The 23,051-nt window shown below is 40.8% G+C and carries 15 protein-coding genes; 13 read left to right on the top strand and 2 right to left on the bottom strand.

Annotated features, from left to right (window positions below):
- Window positions 1–91 precede the first annotated feature (91 nt).
- From T515_RS08865 to T515_RS16615, 4 genes are all read left to right on the top strand, one after another.
- Window positions 92–3,262 (top strand): EAL domain-containing protein, encoded by a 3,171-nt coding sequence (locus tag T515_RS08865; RefSeq protein ID WP_036609953.1) that lies wholly within the window; start codon window positions 92–94, stop codon window positions 3,260–3,262.
- 127 nt (window positions 3,263–3,389) lie between these two features.
- The gene (amrA, locus tag T515_RS08860) at window positions 3,390–4,775 is read left to right on the top strand and encodes an AmmeMemoRadiSam system protein A (RefSeq protein ID WP_036609951.1); all 1,386 of its coding nucleotides are present in this window, start codon (window positions 3,390–3,392) and stop codon (window positions 4,773–4,775) included.
- Window positions 4,776–4,835: 60 nt separating this feature from the next.
- Window positions 4,836–5,705 (top strand): AmmeMemoRadiSam system radical SAM enzyme, encoded by an 870-nt coding sequence (gene amrS / locus T515_RS08855; RefSeq protein WP_442950148.1) that lies wholly within the window; start codon window positions 4,836–4,838, stop codon window positions 5,703–5,705.
- A 167-nt stretch (window positions 5,706–5,872) separates the two neighbouring features.
- Window positions 5,873–6,985: a GGDEF domain-containing protein gene (locus tag T515_RS16615; RefSeq protein ID WP_051671589.1), complete on the top strand. Its 1,113-nt coding sequence runs from the start codon at window positions 5,873–5,875 to the stop codon at window positions 6,983–6,985.
- A 63-nt stretch (window positions 6,986–7,048) separates the two neighbouring features.
- Here the strand turns inward: T515_RS16615 and T515_RS08845 are convergent, their stop codons facing one another.
- Window positions 7,049–7,822, bottom strand: a complete 774-nt coding sequence (locus tag T515_RS08845) for an HD domain-containing protein (protein ID WP_036609947.1) — start codon at window positions 7,820–7,822, stop codon at window positions 7,049–7,051.
- 172 nt (window positions 7,823–7,994) lie between these two features.
- The gene (locus T515_RS08840) at window positions 7,995–9,053 is read right to left on the bottom strand and encodes a hypothetical protein (protein ID WP_036609945.1); all 1,059 of its coding nucleotides are present in this window, start codon (window positions 9,051–9,053) and stop codon (window positions 7,995–7,997) included.
- A 297-nt stretch (window positions 9,054–9,350) separates the two neighbouring features.
- Here T515_RS08840 and T515_RS16610 point away from each other — a divergent pair, with 297 nt between their 5' ends.
- The 9 genes from T515_RS16610 (at window position 9,351) to T515_RS08795 (ending at window position 23,010) form a co-directional block, all read left to right on the top strand.
- Entirely contained in the window at window positions 9,351–12,158 is a 2,808-nt protein-coding gene (locus T515_RS16610) for an ATP-binding protein (RefSeq protein ID WP_051671588.1), read from the top strand.
- 42 nt (window positions 12,159–12,200) lie between these two features.
- Window positions 12,201–13,517 carry an ABC transporter substrate-binding protein gene (locus T515_RS08830; RefSeq protein ID WP_036609943.1) on the top strand — a complete coding sequence of 439 codons (1,317 nt, stop codon included), beginning with the start codon at window positions 12,201–12,203 and terminating at the stop codon, window positions 13,515–13,517.
- Between the two features lie 22 nt (window positions 13,518–13,539).
- A complete protein-coding gene (locus tag T515_RS08825; RefSeq protein ID WP_036609940.1) occupies window positions 13,540–14,553 on the top strand; it encodes an HD domain-containing phosphohydrolase in 1,014 nt (337 codons plus the stop codon).
- 11 nt (window positions 14,554–14,564) lie between these two features.
- Window positions 14,565–15,731 (top strand): GTPase, encoded by a 1,167-nt coding sequence (locus T515_RS08820; RefSeq protein WP_278245414.1) that lies wholly within the window; start codon window positions 14,565–14,567, stop codon window positions 15,729–15,731.
- 37 nt (window positions 15,732–15,768) lie between these two features.
- Window positions 15,769–15,972, top strand: coding sequence for a glycoside hydrolase family 2 TIM barrel-domain containing protein (locus T515_RS08815; RefSeq protein ID WP_036609935.1), 204 nt, complete (start codon window positions 15,769–15,771; stop codon window positions 15,970–15,972).
- 242 nt (window positions 15,973–16,214) lie between these two features.
- Window positions 16,215–17,894: an FAD-dependent oxidoreductase gene (locus tag T515_RS08810; protein WP_051671587.1), complete on the top strand. Its 1,680-nt coding sequence runs from the start codon at window positions 16,215–16,217 to the stop codon at window positions 17,892–17,894.
- A gap of 173 nt (window positions 17,895–18,067) precedes the next feature.
- Window positions 18,068–19,450, top strand: coding sequence for an MATE family efflux transporter (locus T515_RS08805; RefSeq protein ID WP_036609934.1), 1,383 nt, complete (start codon window positions 18,068–18,070; stop codon window positions 19,448–19,450).
- Window positions 19,451–19,744: 294 nt separating this feature from the next.
- On the top strand, window positions 19,745–20,587 hold the full coding sequence (locus T515_RS08800; protein ID WP_036609932.1) for a CPBP family intramembrane glutamic endopeptidase: 843 nt from the start codon (window positions 19,745–19,747) through the stop codon (window positions 20,585–20,587).
- Between the two features lie 248 nt (window positions 20,588–20,835).
- Window positions 20,836–23,010 (top strand): methyl-accepting chemotaxis protein, encoded by a 2,175-nt coding sequence (locus T515_RS08795; protein WP_036609930.1) that lies wholly within the window; start codon window positions 20,836–20,838, stop codon window positions 23,008–23,010.
- The last annotated feature ends 41 nt before the right edge of the window (window positions 23,011–23,051 follow it).

Raw genomic sequence — 23,051 nt, 5'->3', positions numbered from 1 at the left:
AATTAAATTCCTGATGCCTGAAGACTTATGAATCACTAAAAAATATACGATAAAAATATATGTATGCATAAATCTCACAGGAGGTGTGCTCTTGGATAAGTATAGATATAGTGAAGAAGAGTTGGCATTTCTGGAAAGCAGCGATGTGCCCTTCGCCGTTTATCAGTTCATAAACAAAAGAGTGATTACCATAGCTTTATCCAAAGGTTTTATAGAACTTTTTGGCTATAAGGATATGAAAAAAACTGAAGTATATGAACTGATGGATAATAATATGTATAAAGATACACATCCTGATGATCTTTCGTCTTTGGGGGATGCAGCCTATCGGTTTGCCACTGAGGGCGGAGTATATGATGTTATCTACCGCAGCAAAAGGGACGGTGAGTACAGGATCATCCATTCTTACGGCAGACATATTGAAAAAGAGAATGGTGTAAGGCTTGCCTTTGTCTGGTATACAGATCAGGGGGCCTATGTGGATGATGGAAAAAATGAAAAAGACGGTCTGCTGAATGCATTAAAGAATCAGCTGACTGAAAGAAGTATCAACATAAAGATCGGTCATGACTATCTGACCGGTCTTCCTTCCATGTCATATTTCTTTGAGCTTGCGGAAGCCGGATGCAGAGAGATGCGTAAAAACGGTAGAACTCCGGTTATTCTATTCATGGATTTCAACGGATTAAAGGTTTATAACCAGAAGTATGGTATCGAAGAAGGTGACAAGTATTTAAAATCCTTTGCAAATAAGGTTATCGAGCTGTTCAGTCATGAAAACTGCAGCAGGTTCAGTGCCGATCATTTCTGTGTATATACCGATGATGAAAATGCTGAAAATTCAGCAGAAAAACTGATAAAATCAAAATTCGGATTGGATAATGAAAACGGCATGACCCTTCGGATAGGTATCTACTATTACGAAGATGAGAGTATAAGCATAAGCGGAGCATGCGACAGAGCGAAAATAGCCTGTGATTCAGGAAGAAAGAATTATATTTCCAATATCTATATATTCAACCCTAAGATGATGACTGAAATTGAAGAAAGACAGTATGTGGCTGAAAATATTGACAAGGCCATTTCAGAAGATTGGATTAAAGTTTTTTATCAGCCTATCATAAGAACCGCAAACGGAAAAGTATGTCATGAAGAAGCTCTTGCGAGATGGATAGATCCAAAGAAGGGATTTTTCAGCCCTGCAGCCTTCATACCTGCTCTGGAGGAATCAAATACCATCTATAAGCTGGATCTTTATGTGGTAGATGTTGTTCTTAAGAAAATGAAAGAGCAGGCAGAAAGCGGTCTCTATGTGGTTCCCATATCGGTCAATTTATCCCGTTCAGACTTTTATACCTGCGATATCGTTGAAGAAATCAGAAAGCGAGTGGATGCATCAGGGATTGCGCGTGACAGGCTTGTCATAGAGATAACGGAAAGCATCGTGGCGGATGACATCGATTATATGATCAATGAAATAAAGCGTTTTAAAGATCTGGGCTTCGATGTTTGGATGGATGATTACGGCAGCGGATATTCATCTCCTGTGATACTGCATAAGATACCTTTTGATCTCATTAAGATAGATATGCTTTTTGTTCGTCAGCTTGATGATGGTGAGAGGGCGAAGATCATTCTGACGGAGATAGTAAGGATGGCTATGTCACTTGGTATGAATACTGTTGCTGAGGGAGTTGAAACAACAGAACAGGCCGAATTCCTTAAGGATATAGGGTGTACCATGCTTCAGGGCTACTATTTCTGTAAGCCTGTTTCACTTGCGGAAATCATTGACAGAAATGCAAAAGGTATTCAGATCGGATTTGAAAATCCTCTTGAGACTGATTATTATTCCAAGCTCGGAAAAGTCAATTTCTATAACCTTTCTGTCACCAATACCGATGACGATAAGCTTAGAAACTATTTTGATACATGGCCTATGATCATGATGGAATGTAAAGATCAGTTTGCCTCGGTTGTAAGAGCCAATGTTGTTTTTAAAAAGTTTTTCAAAGAGAATTTTCCGGATACTTACGGGAAATTGAAATTTGATACTTCTAAACTTATGGACAGGCCCGGAGCTTATTCCATGAAGGCTGTTCTGAAGGTCGCCGCAGATGGTAAAAGAGTGATAATTGATGACATATCAATTGACGGTAAAATGATTCAATTGTTTATATGGAGGGTTGCTGTAAATCCTGTAAACGGTGTTGCTGCAGTCATGATAGCCGTACTTTCAACGTCGGATGTGATTATAAACCCTGTTGCAGATCAGTCATGCAAAGAACTGTACAGAATTAACGGAAAGCGAGCAAAACTTCATCAGGACAATACACGTTTCAGACAGGAAACAGATGCAAACAAAAAGATTACCGAACTGAAGGAATCGGTGGCGGCTCTTTTGAAAAACATGCCGGCCATGACATTTTCAAAGGATGTAACCACAGGTGTATATCTGGCATGTAATCAGGCTTTTGCAGATTATGCACATAAAGCTACTCCGGAGGAGGTTGTAGGATTAACAGACTATGAAATTTTTGATGAGAATACAGCGAGGCATTTTGTAGAAGATGATAAAAAAGCATTATCAATGGACAAACCCTATATATTCTTTGAAGATGTGCCGGATGCTGCAGGAAACCCTCAAAACTTTCAGACTACAAAACTTAAGTTTGTTGATAACACAGGAAGACAATGTCTTTTAGGTATGTGTCAGGACGTTACCGATGCCATGCGTATCAAGCGTGAGTATCTGGAACGACTTGCACAGTTCCAGAACAAGGCTCAGATAGATGCGCTTACCGGTATAAAGAATAAGAATGCATATCAGGAAAAGGAATCTATAATGAATCACATGATCATAGATAAAAGGCAGCCTGATTTTGCAATTACCATACTGGATATGAATGATCTCAAAAAGATCAATGATACCAAGGGCCATCGTGTAGGAGATGAGTGCATTTGTGAGGCATGCAATATCATTTGCAGGACATTCAGGAATAGTGAGGTCTTTCGTGTCGGAGGCGATGAGTTTGTTGCTGTTTCCCAGGGAAAGGACTATGAAGATATTGAACGGCTGCTTGCCGTAATAGCGGCTCACAATGAAGAGGCATTGTTTAATGATGGAATAGTCATAGCCTGCGGTATGTCAAGGTTTAAAAATGATAAAGACTTTTGTGTTGCAGATGTCTTCAATCGTGCAGACAGAAGAATGTACAAGAATAAAAATGAATTGAAGAATAGTAATGATACATTAGTGTAGATCAGCTGTATGGATATCTGTTACGTCGGTTTTCGGGTAATGAACAGAAATAATAATAAATCGGATTTCCAAAGTTAAGAGGGGTCCGGAGTTATTACAGGTAACAGTAGGAATAGAGGGGGGTACTATGTCGATTCAGGCTGCATTTATGGTTCCGCATCCTCCGCTTATCATTCCGGAGATCGGAAAAGGCGGAGAAAAAAGCATTCAGGATACTATAGATTCTTATGAAAAAGTGGCGATGGAGATAGCCGAACTGAAACCTGAGACTATCATCATTACAAGCCCACACAGCATCATGTATTCCGATTACTTTCATATCTCACCCGGGGCCGGGGCAAAAGGTGATTTTTCAAGGTTCAGAGCCCCGGAAGTTTCATTTGATGAGATTTATGATGAGGAGCTTAGAGACAAAATATGTGAACTTGCAGGGGAAGAGGATTTTCCTGCAGGTGTGCTGGGTGAAAAAGATCCGACCCTTGATCATGGAACCATGGTTCCCCTCTGGTTTATACGAAATAAATATAAGGGCGCAAAAATAATCCGCATCGGTCTTTCGGGACTTGGATTGCCTGAACATTATCGTTTGGGAATGCTGATACAAAAAGCTGTTGATGAGAGTAAACGAAGAGTGGTTTTTATCGCAAGCGGTGATCTGTCACATAAACTTCAGGAACATGGCCCATACGGATTTGCAAAGGAAGGTCCGGTTTATGATGAGAGAATCATGGACGTGGCAAAAAGTGCTTCCTTTCAGGAAATGTTTGAATTTAATGAAGATTTCTGCCGTAAAGCAGCTGAATGCGGACACCGTTCTTTTGTGATCATGGCAGGCGCTTTAGATGGAATAAAGGTAAGATCCGAAGTTTTTTCTCATCAGGATGTTACTGGTGTCGGTTATGGTATAGCTTCTTTTTATCCGGAAGGAACCGATTCTTCCAGACATTTTCTTGATATGTATATGGAAAACCTCAGGGAAGGTCTTAAAAACAAGGCTGAAAAGTCTGATGAATACGTCCGTCTTGCCAGAGCATCTCTTGAAAGCTATATCATGTACCGTAAAAAAATAGAAGTTCCCGGTGATCTTCCGGATGAAATGCTGTCAAAAACAGCAGGTGCTTTTGTTTCGATTCATAAGGACGGAAGACTGAGAGGGTGTATAGGTACCATACTCCCCACTACATCATCCGTTGCAGAGGAAATAATTCAGAATGCCATAAGTGCTTCAACCCGGGATCCGAGATTTAATGCGATCACGCCGGAAGAACTTCCCTATCTTGATATAAATGTTGATGTTCTTGGTGAACCTGAAGACATATCAGGTCCTGAAGAACTGGATGTGAAAAGATATGGCGTTATAGTAAGCTCCGGCAGAAAAAGAGGATTACTGCTTCCGGATCTTGAGGGTGTTGATACTGTAGAGCAGCAGATAGAAATAGCAAGACAAAAGGGCGGAATTCAGGAGGAAGAGCCCGTTAAACTTCAGCGTTTTGAAGTTGTGAGACATGTATAGTCAGTTTGATGTAGATGGTGATACTGATGGAGTGTCAAAAGTATCTGCCGCCTACGGGTGATGAGTGGTCTGTTTTTGAGATTAAACGAAGATATGGCAAAGTGTAATGTATGTTTTCGGAAATGTGAAATAGAAGAAGGCAGGTATGGATTTTGCGGTGTAAGGACCTGCAGGGAAGGTAAAGTGATTCCGGATAATTATGGAATGCTTACTTCTGTTGCGCTGGATCCGATTGAGAAGAAACCTCTGAGAAGATTCATGCCGGGAAGTCTGATTTTGTCCGTGGGGAGTTACGGCTGTAATCTTCGCTGTCCCTTTTGTCAGAACTACAGTATATCATGGTCTGAAGAGGTTAATGATAGTAAAAAGAGGGCCGGATATGTGGCTCCGGAGACATTGGCACAGATAGCAGAAGAACAGAAGAAAAACGGAAACATAGGGGTGGCTTTTACATACAATGAGCCGCTGATATCCTATGAATATGTTCTTGATACTGCAAAGTTCCTTGTAAAAAAAGGTCTGAAAACCGTCCTGGTAACAAATGGTATGGCAGATGCAGAGGCAGTAAAAGATCTGTTTCCCTATGTTGATGCCATGAATATAGATTTAAAGGGCTTTTCAGACAGGTACTACAGGGATGTTCTGAAGGGTGACCGCAGGATGGTCATGGATTTTATATCTGAGAGCGTGAAATACAGTCATGTGGAGCTGACCACGCTGATCATTCCGGGTGAAAATGATACTGAGGAAGAGATGTCTGAGATCAGCGGTTGGATAAGTTCGCTGGATCCGTCCGTTCCGCTTCATATTTCAAGATTTTTTCCTCGTTTTCATATGACGGACAGAGAGGCAACACCGGTGGATAAAATATACAGGTTAAAGGCTGTTGCCGAAAAAAATCTTCGTTTTGTATATACAGGCAACTGCTGAATGTATTGAGAATATTAAATTAATCGATAACAGTGCTCCTTTTAATCGAGGATAGAATATATTTTTTTGCCAAGAAACAAAAAAATGACGAAAATTAAGCGAAACTATATACATTATTTCAGAGCTGGGTTAGAATTCCTTGGTTAGTTTTTGAAAGGGGATTTTATATGAATATCTGGCATGCGCTTAGTTATATCATACATTATGCCAATGTCTGGTGCATGATAGCCATAGTTGATTCGATTTTTGTTATCACAAGCACAAGACAAAATCACATCATGGATAAGGAAGTAAAGAAAGCAACCTACAGGACAGGAGCACTTATCATATTTGCAGCACTGGTGAATATGGCAGTGTTTTATTCCTATGGAATTCCGGAACTAAGATATGTGGTGCTTTTTGGTTACTCCATAGTTTATACAGTACCAATGATTGTACCGATTGCATACAGTGATGCTGTGGATCCGGATTATTTAAAATCAAAAAACGGCAGGGCAGTTAGTTTTATCACATTGATTTATGTGATAAGTATGATCCTGAATCTGATATTTCCCATATATTTTTCCGTAAATGCTGATGGAGAGTATTCAGAAGAGATACTATGGTATATACGTCCTGTCATTATGTCCTATAGCTACTTTTCAGCCTTTGCCGAGATAATAAAGAAAAAGTACATTCTTTCCATGGGAGAGATAAAAACGGTTAATCATATTATCGTGCTTTTTATAATAGGCGTTGTATATACAGATATCTTTTACATTGGCGAGATTATTGAGATGATCATGGCAGCAGGTTTTTCTTTCATAACCAGTATGTTCAACAATCTGGAGATGAAAACGGATCCGGTTACCAGGCTTGCCAACAGAATCCTGTACACGGAAGATGCCTTTAAATATCAGGATACTTCGGATCTTATTGTAGTGAGTATGGATGTCAACGAGCTTAAAAAAGTTAATGATAACTGCGGACACGCTGCGGGGGATGAATATCTTAAAGCATCTGCCCTTACCTACAATAAGCATCTTCAGGCCTATGGCAAGCTTTATCGCACCGGAGGTGATGAGTTTGTATTTCTGGGTAAAAATTTAGAAGCGGTAACAAAGGTTATAAAAAAACTTGTCGATCAACCCATGACAGATCCTGAGTTTGGAGATTTTAAACTGTCAACGGCTTTCGGTATCGTTGAAAAACAGAAAGATGAATCTGTATTTGATGCTGTTGACAGGGCTGACAAGGAGATGTATGAATGCAAGAGAAGGATGAAGGAGATGGCTTTATAGCTTATGTCCTGTTGTATGCATAAGAAAGGACGGACAAAAGTCCGTCCTTTTAAAATGGTGAAATCATCCTATATGTCTGTCTATGTATTTATTTATGGTTTCTTTTATCTTTTTGAACTTCTCTTTTGTATCTTCCACGTCACTTTGGAAATCAAGCATCTGATCCAGATATCCCTGATTACGCACTTCCATAAAGCTCTGCTTATAAACCAGCCCATACACAAATCCTATATGACCGATGATATAGTCAGCAGGAGTCTTTGAGTGATTTCTGTCAACATTATGTTCTGAAGTAATGTCTTCATATACATCCTGAGATATGACTGAAGCTCTGAAATCATCTTCCGGGATATCGTATATTTCTGATCTCGGAGTGATGCAGTTGACTTTGATAATGTCTATCTTATCCGCATCCCTGAGAAGATTTACAAAAAGAAGTTCTCTTTCCGAAAGATCATCCGGCAGTATGTAAACATTATGAAGACGTATGACTTTTTCCAAAAGTTCATCTTCCGAAGAGTCTTCGGTGAACATACGGATGTTTCCGTCTGTAAACAGAATTTCCGCGCTGAGAGCAGCGTGATCACAGGAAATTTTATCCTGAAAGGTATGATATCTTCTTAACTGCTCAAAACGGCCTATATCGTGAAGCATACCGGAAAGCCAGGCTATGTCGCGATCTTCCTTTGACAGGTTAAGGGAATCGGATATTTTATCACAGATTTCTGCCACTCTGTAGGTGTGATCTATCTTTAGTTTTACTTTTATATCCAAAACATCATAAGCTGAAGTGTATCGGTCAAAAGCGGATAGTACCATTTCTCTGTTAATTAACATTGTTTTCCTCCGGGATCAGGCACGAGTCTGATTTATATGAGATCGTATCTGAAAGGCCAATTGATTTTGAAATAATTAATACGTTATGTTGTATCACAGTTTATGTGAAAATCAATATTAGTCAAGAGGAAAAACTTAAAGCTTATATTTAAGAGAAGTTCATATTCAAGTCTCAGTCTTTTATGGCAAACATAGTGACATCACTTTTTCCGTCACTGCCTTCAAACGGTACATTACCTTTAGGATCTTTGTAAAGACTGTAGCCTTCACGGATGGCTGTAGAGATACGGTAATCACTATCCACTGTGATTCTGAAAGACTCTTCATCATCTGTATCAGGATCATAAATTACAGTTAAGGTTTTAGGATTTTTTGGAGGATCATTTTTGAAACTGTAAACAAGTTCACACATGTTATCGTAAACTTCAGGCGGTTCAACATCATAGAATATCTTTTCTGTCATTAAATCATAAGTTTCTTCACCGACTACGATCTCAATTACAATGGCTGTTACTTCAAGTGTGTCCTTATCAATGGTATAAGTATATCTGGCGTCGCCACCCTTCAATTCCGCAGGCAGATTAATGACTTCAGTAGCTTTTTCGACGGGAGATAAGGTGATAAGAGTCAGTGTTCCATCATCGTTATCCTGAATAGAATCAATAGTTTCACCGGCTTCTTCAATATAAACGAAAGGAACAAAGCAGTCAGGATGAGCATACTTAGATATAAGGACGTCTTTTTTCTCATCATCAGACATAACGTACCAGCCAACTGTCATTAACTTATCATCTTCAGGGTCAAGGTAATAATCTGTTTCACCATTAAATATCGAACTCTGAAGGTTGTGAGATACGCCATCTTCATCAAGAAAATCCGATTCAAAACAGGTTACTCCGTTTTCAGAATAAACTTTAAAACCATAGAGTCCATATGCCTTAACAGCCATGTTAGAATTATCCTCTGAAACTTTCACTTCGGATGCCCAGTTCTTATGATTTGAAAAGATTTTATCAAGACTGTTGGCTTCAGACAGGTCCTCCAGGGTAAGCTTTGGAGTTCCCTCGTCTGCTTCTTCGGTTTCTGCTTTAGTGTCCTGATTTGCTGAATCCATAGTTGTTTCCTGAACCTTGATAGTTACATCCGGTACCTCCATAGTACCACAGCCGCTCATGATGGCGGCGGATGTAAGCATTGAGACAACAAGTACACTTAAAATCCGCTTTCTCATAATCCAACTCCTTTCCGGGATATGGTCCCACAAAAAATTACATCTGAATCGAAGAAAAACACTTAAGAAATTAAATGGTTTTTTATGAAACACAGGCAGTTTTCACAGATTGCCCTATATTTAATCGACAAAACCAGGTTTCTTTATAAGTTGTTCAGATGATTTAATAAAACACTATAATCCGTCGAATATCAATATAGACACGGTGTATTGTCAGTGTATACATGTGGTAGTTATGGACTATGATAATGAGAAGGACAAATACACTGTTCCCAAGGTGGACGATGAGGTGAAGGAATGAAAAAAACGCAGGTCATTGCCATCAACATTGTGATAATGGCGTTGATACTCTTCTTTATAATTCAATATACCAATACAAAAATGAACGAAAGCAACAAGAGTGCTATTGAAGCTTTTGAGAAAATGACAGTCTCCGCAGAACAGATAGTCACTAACTATCTTTTGGATGAGCAGCATCTTTGCGATATATGGTCAAATTACATCAATCGATCCGCAGAAGCCGGATCACCCATGACTGCAGAGGAAGCAATTTCTTTCATAAGAAAAGCCAAGATATCGCCCGATATATACGGTCATCTGATATATCCTGATGATCCTTTAAAAAACGGCATATCAACTCACCGGGGATTGACAGATACCGCTGATTATTCGGTTTCATATCGTAATATCAATCTGTTTGAAAATCTTAACAACATAAGTACCGAAGACGGTGTTGTAAGTCTGACAAGGGCATATACGAATCCACAGAATGGGATACAGTCAATTGCTTTCATGAATTTTGTGTCTGTTCTGGATGAAACCACAGGAGAATTAAAAAAGGCTCTTTTGATGAGGGTTGAGCCGGTAAGCACCCTTAAAGATAAGCTTGTCTTTTTTAACGGTGAGTATGAAAGCGTGGAGATTTCCCTCATTAACAGTGATGGTGACTATCTGGTTCACGGCAAATCTCTGAAAAATTCCAATTTCTACGAGTATTATAAGTCCTATAACCATGCGGACAGCATCGGATATAAGAAGATGGTAGACGAGGTAACATCGGAATTGGGAACCATGAAGATGTTCAATTCAAAAGGAGAGGAATGTATAATTTCTCATATACCTTTGAAATCACTTAATACATGGTTTCTTTTGGCATACATACCTTCACGGGAGCTTGCAGCGAGTACCGTGGTTGACTGGCTGTTACTGGGGATGGTAACACTTGGTTTACTGATATTGCTTGTATTCAATTACCTGATACTCATGATTTACAACAGGAAGCTGTCAGAGGCAGCGGAGGCGGCCAACCAGGCTAATGAGGCAAAATCCCATTTCCTGTCGACTATGTCTCATGATATCCGTACACCTATGAATGCTATTCTGGGACTTAATGAAATGGTTCTGCGGGACAGCCACGAAAAGGAAATTATCGTATATTCCGAAAGTATCCGGACTGCCGGAAAAACCTTGTTGGGACTTATCAATGAAATACTTGATTTTTCAAAGATAGAAGCCGGAAAAATGGATATCATCAATGTCGATTACAGTTTTGTTTCAATGCTTAATGACCTTGTGAACATGGTACAAAGCAAGGCAGAGGATAAGGGTCTTGTATTAAATCTTGATGTGGACAGAGATATCCCCATGGTACTAAACGGAGACGAAATCCGTATAAAACAGGTTATTACCAATATTCTTTCAAATGCTGTTAAATATACAAAAGAGGGATCCATCACCTTCAGGGCGGGCTTTGAAAAAGCAGAAGAAGATTCCGGTTCCATAAAGCTCATAATAAGTGTAAGAGATACGGGTATAGGCATTAAGCCTGAGGACATGAAGCGCCTGTTTATGGCTTTTGAGCGTATCGAAGAAAACAAAAACAGAAATATAGAAGGAACCGGTCTCGGAATGAGCATTGCACAGAGCTTTCTAAACATGATGGGCAGCCATATAGAGGTGGAAAGCGAATACGGAAAGGGGTCTGTTTTCTCCTTTAAGCTTGTGCAGGGAGTAAAGGATTGGACTCCAATAGGTGATTACGAGGAAACCTTCAGAAAGCATGTTTCGGAAAGAAAAAAATATCAGGAGACATTTACGGCACCTGAAGCGAGGCTTTTGGTGGTTGATGATACCCAGGTCAATCTTTCTGTTTTCGAAAACCTTCTTAAGCGAACAAAAGTTCAGATAGATACAGCAATCAGCGGAGATGAGGCTATAGTACTTTACAGGGTCAGACATTATGATGTTATATTCCTGGATCATATGATGCCTGATAAGGACGGTATTGACACTCTGAAGGAAATGAAAGAAATCACGGATACACCGAATACCGGTACGCCTGTGGTATGTTTTACAGCCAATGCCATCTCAGGTATGCGGGAAATGTATATTAATGCAGGCTTTGATGATTACATTACCAAGCCGGTTGATCCCTTCAGACTTGAGGCTATACTGTTAAAGTATATTCCGAAGGAAAAGATTGCTCCTGTATCAAAGAATGACGGGGAGGAGGATAACAATATCCCGGATTTCATTTTCGGTATAGAGACACTTGATGTTGATACGGGTTTGAAACATTGTGGAAACCGCGAAGCATATTTGGGTACTTTGGAGATGTATGTTGACGCTGCGCCAAAGAATACAGATGACATCGAGAAATACTGGGCTTCGGGAGATATAAAGAACACTACTGTAAAAATACATGCACTGAAGAGTACTTCACGTCTGATAGGAGCAGCAAAACTCGGAGATTTTGCCGCAAGACTTGAAAAAGCAGGAGAAGCCGGTGATACGGATACTCTTGAAAGGGAGATAGGAGAACTTCTTGATCAATACAGGAAACTGATCAAGAAACTTGAGCCTTTAAGTGATATAAAAAAAGAGGTTGAGGATGAACGGCCTGTAATATCAGAGGAGGATATGAAAAAGGCCTACACCGATATCAGAGAGTTTTGTGCCTCATTTGATTATGACAGTGTGGGAAATATCGTGGAATCTCTTGAAGGATACAGATTTCCCGGAGATGAGGCTGAAAGGTTTGATGCCCTCAAAAAGGCGGTGGACAATTTTGATTACGATCTGATACCGGAATTGTTATCAGATTGATTGTAACTGGTATAAACAAAGAGTTATATATGAGGAGGCAACATGATGGTCAAAACAAAGGGACCGGTTCCGGGGATATTGATATCGATAGCTGCTTTTGCAATGGTATTGGGCTTTTCCGCCTGCGGACAAAAGGAGGAGAACAGTACGGAATTTAAGCCCGGATTGTCAACTGAAACAACATGTTCCATTAAGGTTGCGGGGAGTTATTCCAATTTTGAATCCCTTGAGAGTGAATTTGAACGTTTCTATGAATACTATCCAAATGTAAGTCTGAATTATGTTTTTCTGGATGATTATGAAAATACTATAGCCAAGGCCCTGCGGAGTGATGAAGCACCAGATATCTTTGTTACGGCATCATGGATGCTGGATGACGATAAAATGAGTCCGATTTTGGATAATGCCGAGATTCTCTCGGATCCTGCCTTGAAGATAGATCTGAACTGCATTCGTAAAGGAGCCCGGTGGACTCTTGAAAACGGAGATGTAATCATGCTTCCGATATTCACAAGATCATACGGAATGCTTGTGAATATGGATATTTTTGAGAAGAACGGTCTTAAGGTTCCGAACAATTACAGTGAGCTGGTGGATGTTTGTGATAAGCTTAAAGCGGCAGGATATGAAACACCTGTTATGGGAGCAAATGGTACTACGGTTGCAGGCATGTACTATGCTTTCGCTTTTCCGATGTTTTGTAATAATGTAATCCGAAATCCGGAATCGGTGGTTCAGCTTAATGCTATGGAAAAGTCCGCCGGAGAAATGATGCGCCCTGCTCTTCTTAGATTAAAGACTTTTGTGGACTCCGGTTATCTGAATCCCGACCGTTGTTCAGAGGAGATAGAAGATGATTATAATGCTGTCATCATGCGCTTTTTCGAAGGAGATGTTCCCATGATGCTGGGAAGCGGCGATATGGTTTCGGGTACCATGAAACGTGAGAGTAAATCGGAAAAGTTTATGAATAGTCCATTTAAATATAAATTCTATGTGGTTCCTCTGGGGGATGATGGAGGATATTTTCTGGATGCGGTAAACCTGTTCTTCAGTGTAAATAAAAACAGCAGCAATCTGGATATGACCAATGAATTCATCAGATTCCTTATGAGAGAAAAAGAACTGGGAAATATGGCAGCCATAAAGCGTCTTATTACTCCCACCAATGATTTTTCTTTAGATGAAGTGTATTCTTCTCTTGAAGGATTTCCTGAAGATAAGGCTTTCAGTTATCAGGAGACCGGTCTTAATGATGCTGTGAACAAAGAGTTTCGTGCAGCTGCCTATAAGGTTGCAAACGGTATCATGACTGTGGATGAGGCGATAGGTGCATACGGTAGTTTATGGGATAAATAATGTTCCAAAGAAAGGATACTGAATGGAAGAACGCGTAGTGATTGTAGATGATGATGCGATCATATTGAGGAATGCCAAAACAGTTCTTTCGGAAGCCGGTTTTAAGGTTACATGTCTTAAAAGCGGCCGGCTTTTACTTGATTACGTTTCGAAGAATACCATCGACATGCTTCTTTTGGATATAAAAATGCCTGATCTCGACGGTTTTGAGACCATGAAACTTCTTCGGATATGGGAAAAAGAGAACGCAAAGAAAGAGACACCGGTTATTTTCTTTACCGCCAATGACGATTGTCTTTCTGAGACTACAGGACTGTCCATGGGGGCTATGGATTTCATCCGAAAGCCTTTTGTAGCTGAGGTTCTGACGCTTCGGGTGAGACATCTTTTGGAACTTATCAGACTCCAGCGGGATCTGCATGCGGAAGTTGAACGTAAGACTAAAGAGATAGAAGCCCTGTCCCTTCATATCGTACAGACTCTTGCAGAAGCCATCGATGCCAAAGATGCATATACAAAGGGACATTCCAGCAGGGTTGCGGAGTATTCCAGAGAAATAGCAAAAAGAGCCGGTTATTCATCCGAAAGGCAGGAAGAAATCTATATGATGGGTCTTCTTCATGATGTTGGTAAGATAGGAGTGCCTAACGCCGTCATAAATAAACCGGGAAAACTAACGGATGAGGAATATGAGAAGATAAAAACACATCCGGGAAGAGGCGCAAGGATTCTTCAGAATATTGAGGAAATGCCCAAACTTTCAATCGGAGCCAGGTGGCATCATGAACGCTTCGACGGCAGAGGATATCCTGACGGCTTATCGGGAGAGGATATACCTGAAGAGGCAAGAATCATTGCGGTTGCAGATGCGTATGATGCCATGACAAGCAATAGAAGCTACAGGGGCATCATTCCTCAGGACGTAGTAAGGAATGAAATTGAAAAAGGCTCAGGAACGCAGTTTGATCCGGGATTTGCTGCAATAATGCTTGAAATAATTAAAGAAGATGTTGATTACAAACTGCACGAGTCTTAAACAGGGATAACTTGGAGGATAAAATGGTTAAGGGAAATGTACTCGTAATAGGTAATTCCGGAGTGGGAAAATCCACATTGATTAATGCGGTACTGGGAAAAGATGCTGCAAAGAAAGCCGTTACCGGAAGAGGTATAAAGGGTACAACCCTTGAACTGGAAATATATGAAAATGATGGAATATCCTTTCGCCTCATAGATACGATCGGGTTTGAGCCGGGATTTTTCAAAGAACGAAAAGCAATCAATGCAGTCAGAAAATGGTCAAAAGATTCAACAAGGGCCGGAAAAGAAGATACACGTGTAAATGTGATATGGTTTTGCGTTGATGGTACCTCATCAAAGCTTTTTCCCAAAGCCATAGATTCCATGATGAATGCCACAAGTATCTGGAAAAATGTCCCTATAGTTGTAGTTATAACCAAATCATATTCAGAACCGGAACGGGAAGACAATAAACAGATGATAAGGGATGCCTTTGCTGTAAGAAAGAAGTATGCAGACAGGCTTAATGACATAATCCCTGTAGTTGCCGAGCCTTATACATTGAGAGAAGGAATCTATGCTCCGCCGGAAGGGATAACCGAACTCATTGAGCTTACAAACAGGCTTTTACCTGAGGGATTTAAAGCGGCAGAGCAGGATGTAAAGAATTATAACCTTATCCGTAAGAGGGCTTTGTCCCAGACAGTCATAAGTGTTGCAACATTAGCAGGAATTACTGTAGGAGGAGTGACACTTCCTTTTGCTGATGCCATGATACTTACGCCTACAGAAACACTGGAGATAGAATCCATAGCCAAAATATGGGATATAAAGAAAAATGAACAGTCAAAGGCTCTTTTGGATACAATTGTTGATGTCGGTACAGTAGGCGCGGCAGGCAAACTTCTCGCCGGAAGTTTAAAGACTATTCCGGTGATAAATGTCGGTGCTGCAGTGGTAAATGCTTTTATAGCAGGCAGCATCGTTTTTGCTCTGGGTGAAGGCGCTTCATATATATTTGAACAGATATATATGGGTAAAAAATCCTTATCCGATACAGAGTGGGTAAGAAAGATTCTGGAAGAGAAACTGACAAAATCTTTCCTGGAAGGTCTTACAAAGGCACTGAAGAATCTTCCGGAAAATGCAGATAAAAAGCAGATTCTGGAAATGATATTAAAAGTTTTCGGCTGAATTATAGTATTCATGACGAAGCTTCAGGTCTTTCCGGATGGATTCTGAGAGAGACTTTTACCTTAACGGACGTCACGTAAGGATCAACGGTGTCGAAAAACATCAGGATACTGCAGAGATTTACAATGCGGTAAAAGATGAAGATATTAACCGTGACTTTGAACTTATTGATGAGATAGGTGCCAATGCTGTGCGCCTTTCACATTATCAGCATCCGCAGCATATAATCTGTAAACGATAATTTGTTTAATGCAGATAATAGTAAAAATAAGGGTGTGAATTCCGGGGAAATAGATCAGAAAGCGCTGAATACAGAGCTTAATAATATTCCTGTGGAATATTAACTGATTTTTTAATTATGAAAATAATTCATTGAATAAAGAAGTTTCTTCATAGATATAGCCCGGGACTATTTCTTGTATGTGTTTTGTGTTATATGGTAAAATAATCCTGTTGTGTAGTAACATTAGGAGGATATTTTTTATGAAGAAAATTACAAGAAGAGACTTTATGAAGGGCTCTATGGCTACAGCAGTCCTTGGTATTGCCGGTATGGCTACAGCCTGTCAGAGCAATGACATTCCTGAGGCAACTCAGGGTTCAACAGAAGGTGCTAAAGAAGCAGAGACTACTGCCACTGCAACTGCAGAGGAGAAATCTGCGAAAGAAATCGTACCTGATTCAACAGTTGACACAGAGGCTGTTGTTATAGGATGTGGTGCAGCTGGCATCCATGCAGCACTTGTTCTTTCTCAGGCAGGAAAGAAGACTATCCTTCTTGAGAAGGGAAGCGGATGCGGAGTATCAAACGGATGCCTTGCCGGTGGACCTGCTCTTGCTGAAACACGTGTACAGGAAGCAGAGGGAGAGACTGTAAGCGTAGAGACTCTCTATGAGTGTGAATATGGTTTCAGCCGTGGAACAGTTAATGCAAATCTCATCAGAAAGTGTGCCGCAGCAGGTGAGAGAGTTGTTTCAAACTTTATGGATAACGGTGTAAACATGGGTCTTCGTAAGGATGCTTACGGTATGGGATTCCGTGCACGTCACAATTTCAATGATAAGGACGGAAACCAGGTTCGCGGAGCTGCACGTTTTGAGCCGCTTATCGCAAAGTTTGAGTCAGATGGCGGACAGTTCATTCCTGACAGCGAAGCAATCAAGCTTGTTAAGGACGGAGATACTGTTACAGGTGTTATCGTTCATGACACAAATGAAGATAAGTACATTCAGTACAATGCCAAGGCTGTTCTCGTTGCAACCGGCGGTTATGCGGGAAACAAGGAGAGACTTAAGGAAATCTACGGTGATATCACAGTATGGCCTCTTTGCAATACTCTTTCAACAGGCCAGGGTTATGACATGGTCATCGAGGCAGGCGGAATCGCTGACAGAAACTGGGCGCTTTGCTGCAATGAGTTCGGTGGAGCAAACCACAAGATTCCTGTAGAAGGACCGGCTATGAGAAGTGCCAATGCCGCACTTGAGCCTGCTATCTATGGCGGACTTATGGTAAACCGTAATGGAAACCGTTTCATGAATGAGCAGTATCTTTCTGACAGACCTCTTGCTCTCGGCGGTGAGATAAGCCTTCGTGAGGGTCTCTACTATGCAGTACTTGATCAGGAAATGTTTGATGCTGTAAGTTCTGTAGGAATCCTTGAGTATTATGGCAATCCTAAGGAATGGTATGTTGGACAGACCGGATTTACAGGCAAGGTTCTTGAGAAGCTTCCTGAGGACATTGATGCTGCAATAGAGCAGGGATGGGCTGTTAAGGGCTCTCTTAAGGAGTGTGCAGAGTTCTTCGGCATGAAGAATCTTGAATCAACAGTTGAAGCCTACAATGCACTTTGTGATGCCGGAGAAGATACTGAATTCTACAAGTCTTCATATCTCCTTCATAAGCTTCAGGGTGATACATTCTATGTTTTTGAGTATGAGCCATCCATCTGGTCCACATTTGGCGGTGCCAAGACAGATGAGTACTGTCGAGCACTTGCAGCTGATCAGAGTGTTATCAAGGGACTCTATGTTGCCGGTGTTGATAACGGCAGCGCATACTGCAGCCCATACTATGAGAATGAAGGTGCATCTCTCGGAATTGCTTACTGTTCAGGCATTGTTGCAGCAGATTGCATGATTGAATATCTTAATGCATAATAAGCTGTCACATATAGCTTGATATACAGTGTTATGTAAATTAGAATAGGGATTATTGTAATTAAAACGCCGGTTATTTGAACCTTTACGGGTTAAAGATAGCCGGCGATTTTCTGCAGAAAAATCATACCTATGTTACAGATTTTGGCAGCTTTTGATGGAGACGAGACATTATGACAAAAACAGAACAGCAGTACAAAAGAATGACAGAGACACCTATCCCGAGACTTATTACATTGTTGGCGATACCCACCATGATATCCATGCTGATAACCAATATTTATAATGTGGTGGATACAGCTTTCGTGGGAACTCTCGGAACATCTGCCAGTGGTGCTGTTGGTGTGGTATTCGGTTTTATGGCCATCATTCAGGCTTTCGGATTTTTGTTCGGACAGGGAGGCGGAAGCATTATCTCCCGTATGCTTGGGGACAGGCAGCCGGAGAGAGCATCTGAAACTGCGTCAACTGCATTTTTCTGTTCCCTTTTTATGGGATTTGTTATAACAGTGTTTGGTTTCTTTACACTGGATTCGCTTGTAAGGTGGCTGGGCAGCACCGAAACCATAGCCCCCTTTGCAAAAACATATATCGCTTACATACTTTTTGCGGCGCCTTTCATGACCACCAGCTTCACCATGAACAGTATCCTTCGATATGAGGGAAAGGCGTCCCTGGGTATGATAGGTCTCTTAGTGGGAAGTATACTTAACATCGGCGGAGACTATTTTTTTATGATGATACTCAATATGGGTATCGCAGGAGCCGGTCTTTCCACCTGCATAGGACAGATCATAAGCTGGGGCATACTTCTGTCAATGTTTCTAAAGGGACGTACAACTTCGAGAATATCTTTTAGACATCTTTCTTCAGAAAAACTGATGATATGTGTTAATACGGTTCTGCTTCGTGAAATTGTTCTCACAGGAATACCCAGTCTTTTACGCCAGATACTTAACAGCGTCACAACAATTCTTCTTAATGTTCTTTCATCAGCTTACGGTGATGAAGTGGTTGCTGCAATGAGTATCGTAAACCGTATCGTATTTTTCGTATTTTCCATGGCTCTTGGTGTGGGACAGGGCTTTCAGCCGGTTTGTTCTTTTAACTATGGTGCCCGGAAATTTGATCGTGTAAGAAAAGCCATCTGGTTCACTGCAGCTCTTGGAATGATTTTTATTCTTGTTGCCATAGCAGCTACACTTCAGTTCCCGGATGAGATCATTCGTATATTCCGTGATGATCCTGCTGTTATAAAGGTGGCTCACAGAGCACTGGTTCTTCAGATGCTGCTTCTTCCGACACTGCCCCTTTCAGTAGTTACGGAGATGACCTACCAGTGTACCGGAAAGAAGGGCGGAGCAGCGCTTCTTTCATCCCTTCGAAGCGGATTTATCTTTATGCCGGCTTTATATATTCTTGCACATACAAGAGGCGTTGCCGGAATACAGGAAGCACAGCCGGTGGCGTATGGACTTTCCTTCTTTATTTCTCTTCTGTTTTTTGTGATGTATATGAAGAAACTGCCGAGGGAAACGGAGGAAAAAACAGAATAAAGACAAAATATAGGCAGAATAAAGGAGAGCATGAGCTATGTCAGGAAAAATATATGCTATAGGCGTGGGTCCCTTCTGCTGCCCATAAGAATGCTTATCTGGTTGAAAATTATGGAATGCCTGATGAGAGAGTTTATCCGGATTTAGATTCCATTCCGGATGAAACTGGATATTTTTCTGTGATGATAGTTAAATAATTTGAAAAGAAAAAGTAATGTAAATATTGGCGGGAATTAATGTTTATATGTAACAATACTGGAGAAAATATTTTTTAGGATAGGAGATAGGATAGGTATGAAGACATTAAACAAAAGAAGCGTTGTAATATTTGGAATACTTATTTTTTTACTGTTTCTTTTAATTCAGTTCATCGTGGGAGTAATAGGCGGTATAGCGACTGTTATACCTGTGGCGATTTCAACGGGTTATAACTTTGATTATGTAGAGTTGGTGAAAGAGGTTCAGCCTGTAATACTGTTTGCATCTGAACTGGTATGTATGGCAGTTTTTGGAATCTGGTACTTTTTAAAATATGTGATAGCTAAAGATCAGGCGGAAGATTTGCAGGAAGAACATGAAAAACCATTTAATGTGAAATCCATGGGATTCATCGTATGTTTGACTATAGTTACATTTTGTATAGCATTACTGATAAGCCACTTTGTAACTGCTCTTTCACCGGCATCTTTAAATTTATTCAATTCAATGATGAATACGGCCATGGGGGATGAAAATATCATTGGATATCTTACCATTATGCTGTTAGCTCCCATTGCCGAAGAACTTGCATACAGAGGAATTCTGTTACGGAAATCAAAAACTGTTTGCGGAATTAAGGGGTGCATTATATTGAATACCTTGCTTTTTGCAGCCATGCATATGAATCCTCTTCAGAGCCTCTATGCAATCCCCGTCGGTATGACCCTTACCTATTTGGCATACAGGTACAATACGGTAGGCGTTTCTATATTGGCTCATGTTCTGAATAATTCCATAAGTGTTTTGCTTCCCATGGTTTTGAACAGGGATTTATATAATATCGAGATAATTATAGCTCTGGTTCTGTTCATGGTTCCCACAGTTCTTTTGAGCGGTGATACAAGAATTCTGAAGCTTACAACTAGAGAGGCATATTAATTGGCGGGTTTCCAGAGTTCTCGGCAGCAGATGCTTTACGGCACCTGCTGTTTTTTTCGATAAGCCTCTTAAACGCATATCATGGTCTCATGAATATTAAAAAACATAATTCCTAATAAAGAAAACTTCATCGTTATAACTAATACAAGTTATTATTATTGATAAGACTGCCGATATAACTTTCAGCGATATGAACGTGAAAACTATATTTTAAAGCTTGAACGAATATTGAATTGAGGAGAACTAAAATGAAATACGGAAAATCGACAGTACGTAAAAAGGGCAGTATAAGCAGAAGACTGGCGGCGATAGTTTCTATCGTGCTTTTGGGAGTCTTTGCAGCCATGACCGTTGCCATCATCGTTTTTGTCGGCGGCTCCATGCTGAAGGCGACAGATAAGACCATGTATGCAATGGCAGACAAAGGTGCGGCAAAAGTCAAGTCAATTGTTGATGTTGCCAATGATATCGATGAAAACATACAGACTGTTATGAAACGTATGTATGCAGCAGAAGACAGTATGGAATCCGGCATCGCGGCAACATGGACAGTGGAAGGGGCTGTAAAGGAACAGCCGCAGCCTACCAACGGTACCTTTTTCAGCCGTGTTACAGGTGAACAGATCAGCGGAAGCAGATATGCGGCAGAAACCGTTATGATAAATTCCATGATACACGCAATCTCAACATATGATTATATAGTTGGTGTTGGTGTTCTCATGGAACCTGGGGCTTATTCCAGGGACATGATACAGTTTGCCCCTTATATCACAAGAGAAGACAATGAGAATGGAGTGGTCAGGAATCTGGAATATGATAGCTATGCAGATGCTGATTACTACGCTCCTGCAAAAGAATCTCTTGAGAACGGCACTTCATCAGCATATGAGTTTAATGAATTAAAGGTTGTATCATTTTACTATCCAATTGTATCCGATGGTAATTTCAAGGGAACTGTTGTCATTACCATTGATACGGCTTCCTTCGGTATAATAGTGGACAAACATCCGCCTTTCGATAATATGATCTACAATGTATTCAGCGGAAGCGGTGATTTCCTCCTCAGCAGTAATCTGGCTATTATAGGAACCAGTTTCAAGGATGTCATCGGAGATGAGACCTTTGCTGATTTCACTAATGGTGTAAAGACTGAAGACAGATTCAAGTTCACAAGTATGTCTCAAAAGAACGGAAAAGTAATCCGTTATTTCTCACCGATTGAGGTTGGCGGCGGATACTGGTGGACCCAGTGTGCACTTCAGCAGAATGATTATTATGCCCCCAATTATGAGATTGTTGTTTTCATCGTTATTTTTGCAATCATAGCGCTTGTTGTACTCAGTCTTGTTGTAGTAAGTCTTCTTACAAAAACCCTTGCACCTCTTAATAGGATCGGAGATGCGGCACAGAAGGTTGCAGTCGGTAATTTTGATATAGATGTATCCTACAAGGGCAATGATGAGATAGGAGTACTTGCGGATTCTATTCATCAGTTTATCGAGAGACTTCGTAAGATTATTGAAGATCTGTCCGAGAATCTGACACAGCTTGCCGCAGGAAACTTTAATACTGATTCCAATCGTCACAGAGAGCTCTATGTAGGAGCATATGCACCGCTTAAAAACGCTGTAAACAGTATCAGTTCAGAACTATCTGCTACCATGCGGGAAATCAAGAGTTCCGCAAATCTGGTATCAGGTGAAGCTGAGCAGGTTGCTTCAGGTTCTCAGGCACTGGCACAAGGATCTACAGAGCAGGCTTCATCCGTTGAGGATCTTTCTAAGACGATGGGAGAGATATCAAAAAAGGTACTTGGCACCACAGACCTCACCAAGGAGGCTGCGCTTATCAGCCAGGGTTCCAATGAGGCAGTCCGTACTTCCAATGATAAGATGCGGGAAATGTCAGAATCCATGACAGAAATAACCGAGAAGGCAAATGAGATCGGAAAGATCATAAAGACCATTGATGACATTGCATTCCAGACCAACATTCTTGCGCTTAATGCAGCTATTGAGGCGGCAAGAGCAGGAACTGCCGGAAAGGGATTTGCGGTTGTTGCTGACGAGGTAGGTAATCTTGCGAAGAAGTCACAGGATGCTGCCGGCAATACTGCGAAGCTTATTGAAGATACCATTGAGGCTGTACATAAGGGAGCAGGAATCACAGATGAGACAGCAATTGCTCTTGGAAAGGTATCGGACAGCTTTACAAGAATCGATGAGCTGATCAGCAAGATTTCTGAAGCTTCCCAACAGCAGAATGCAGGCATTCAGCAGGTAACAGACGGAATCGATCAGATTTCCTCTGTTGTACAAACAAACTCTGCAACTGCAGAGGAGAGTGCAGCAGCCAGTCAGGAGCTTTCCACTCAGGCGGAAAAGCTGGATGGTCTTGTTACAAAATTCCAGTTAAAAGAATAATGATATATCCAAATGAATAAACGAAGATCAGGTCAGGCTTT

Origin of the sequence: Oribacterium sp. P6A1, from assembly GCF_000702885.1 — a bacterium.
Lineage (GTDB): Bacteria > Bacillota > Clostridia > Lachnospirales > Lachnospiraceae > Oribacterium.
The sequence above is the reverse complement of the archived record's forward strand: the minus strand, read 5'-3'. Positions and strand labels throughout refer to the sequence as shown.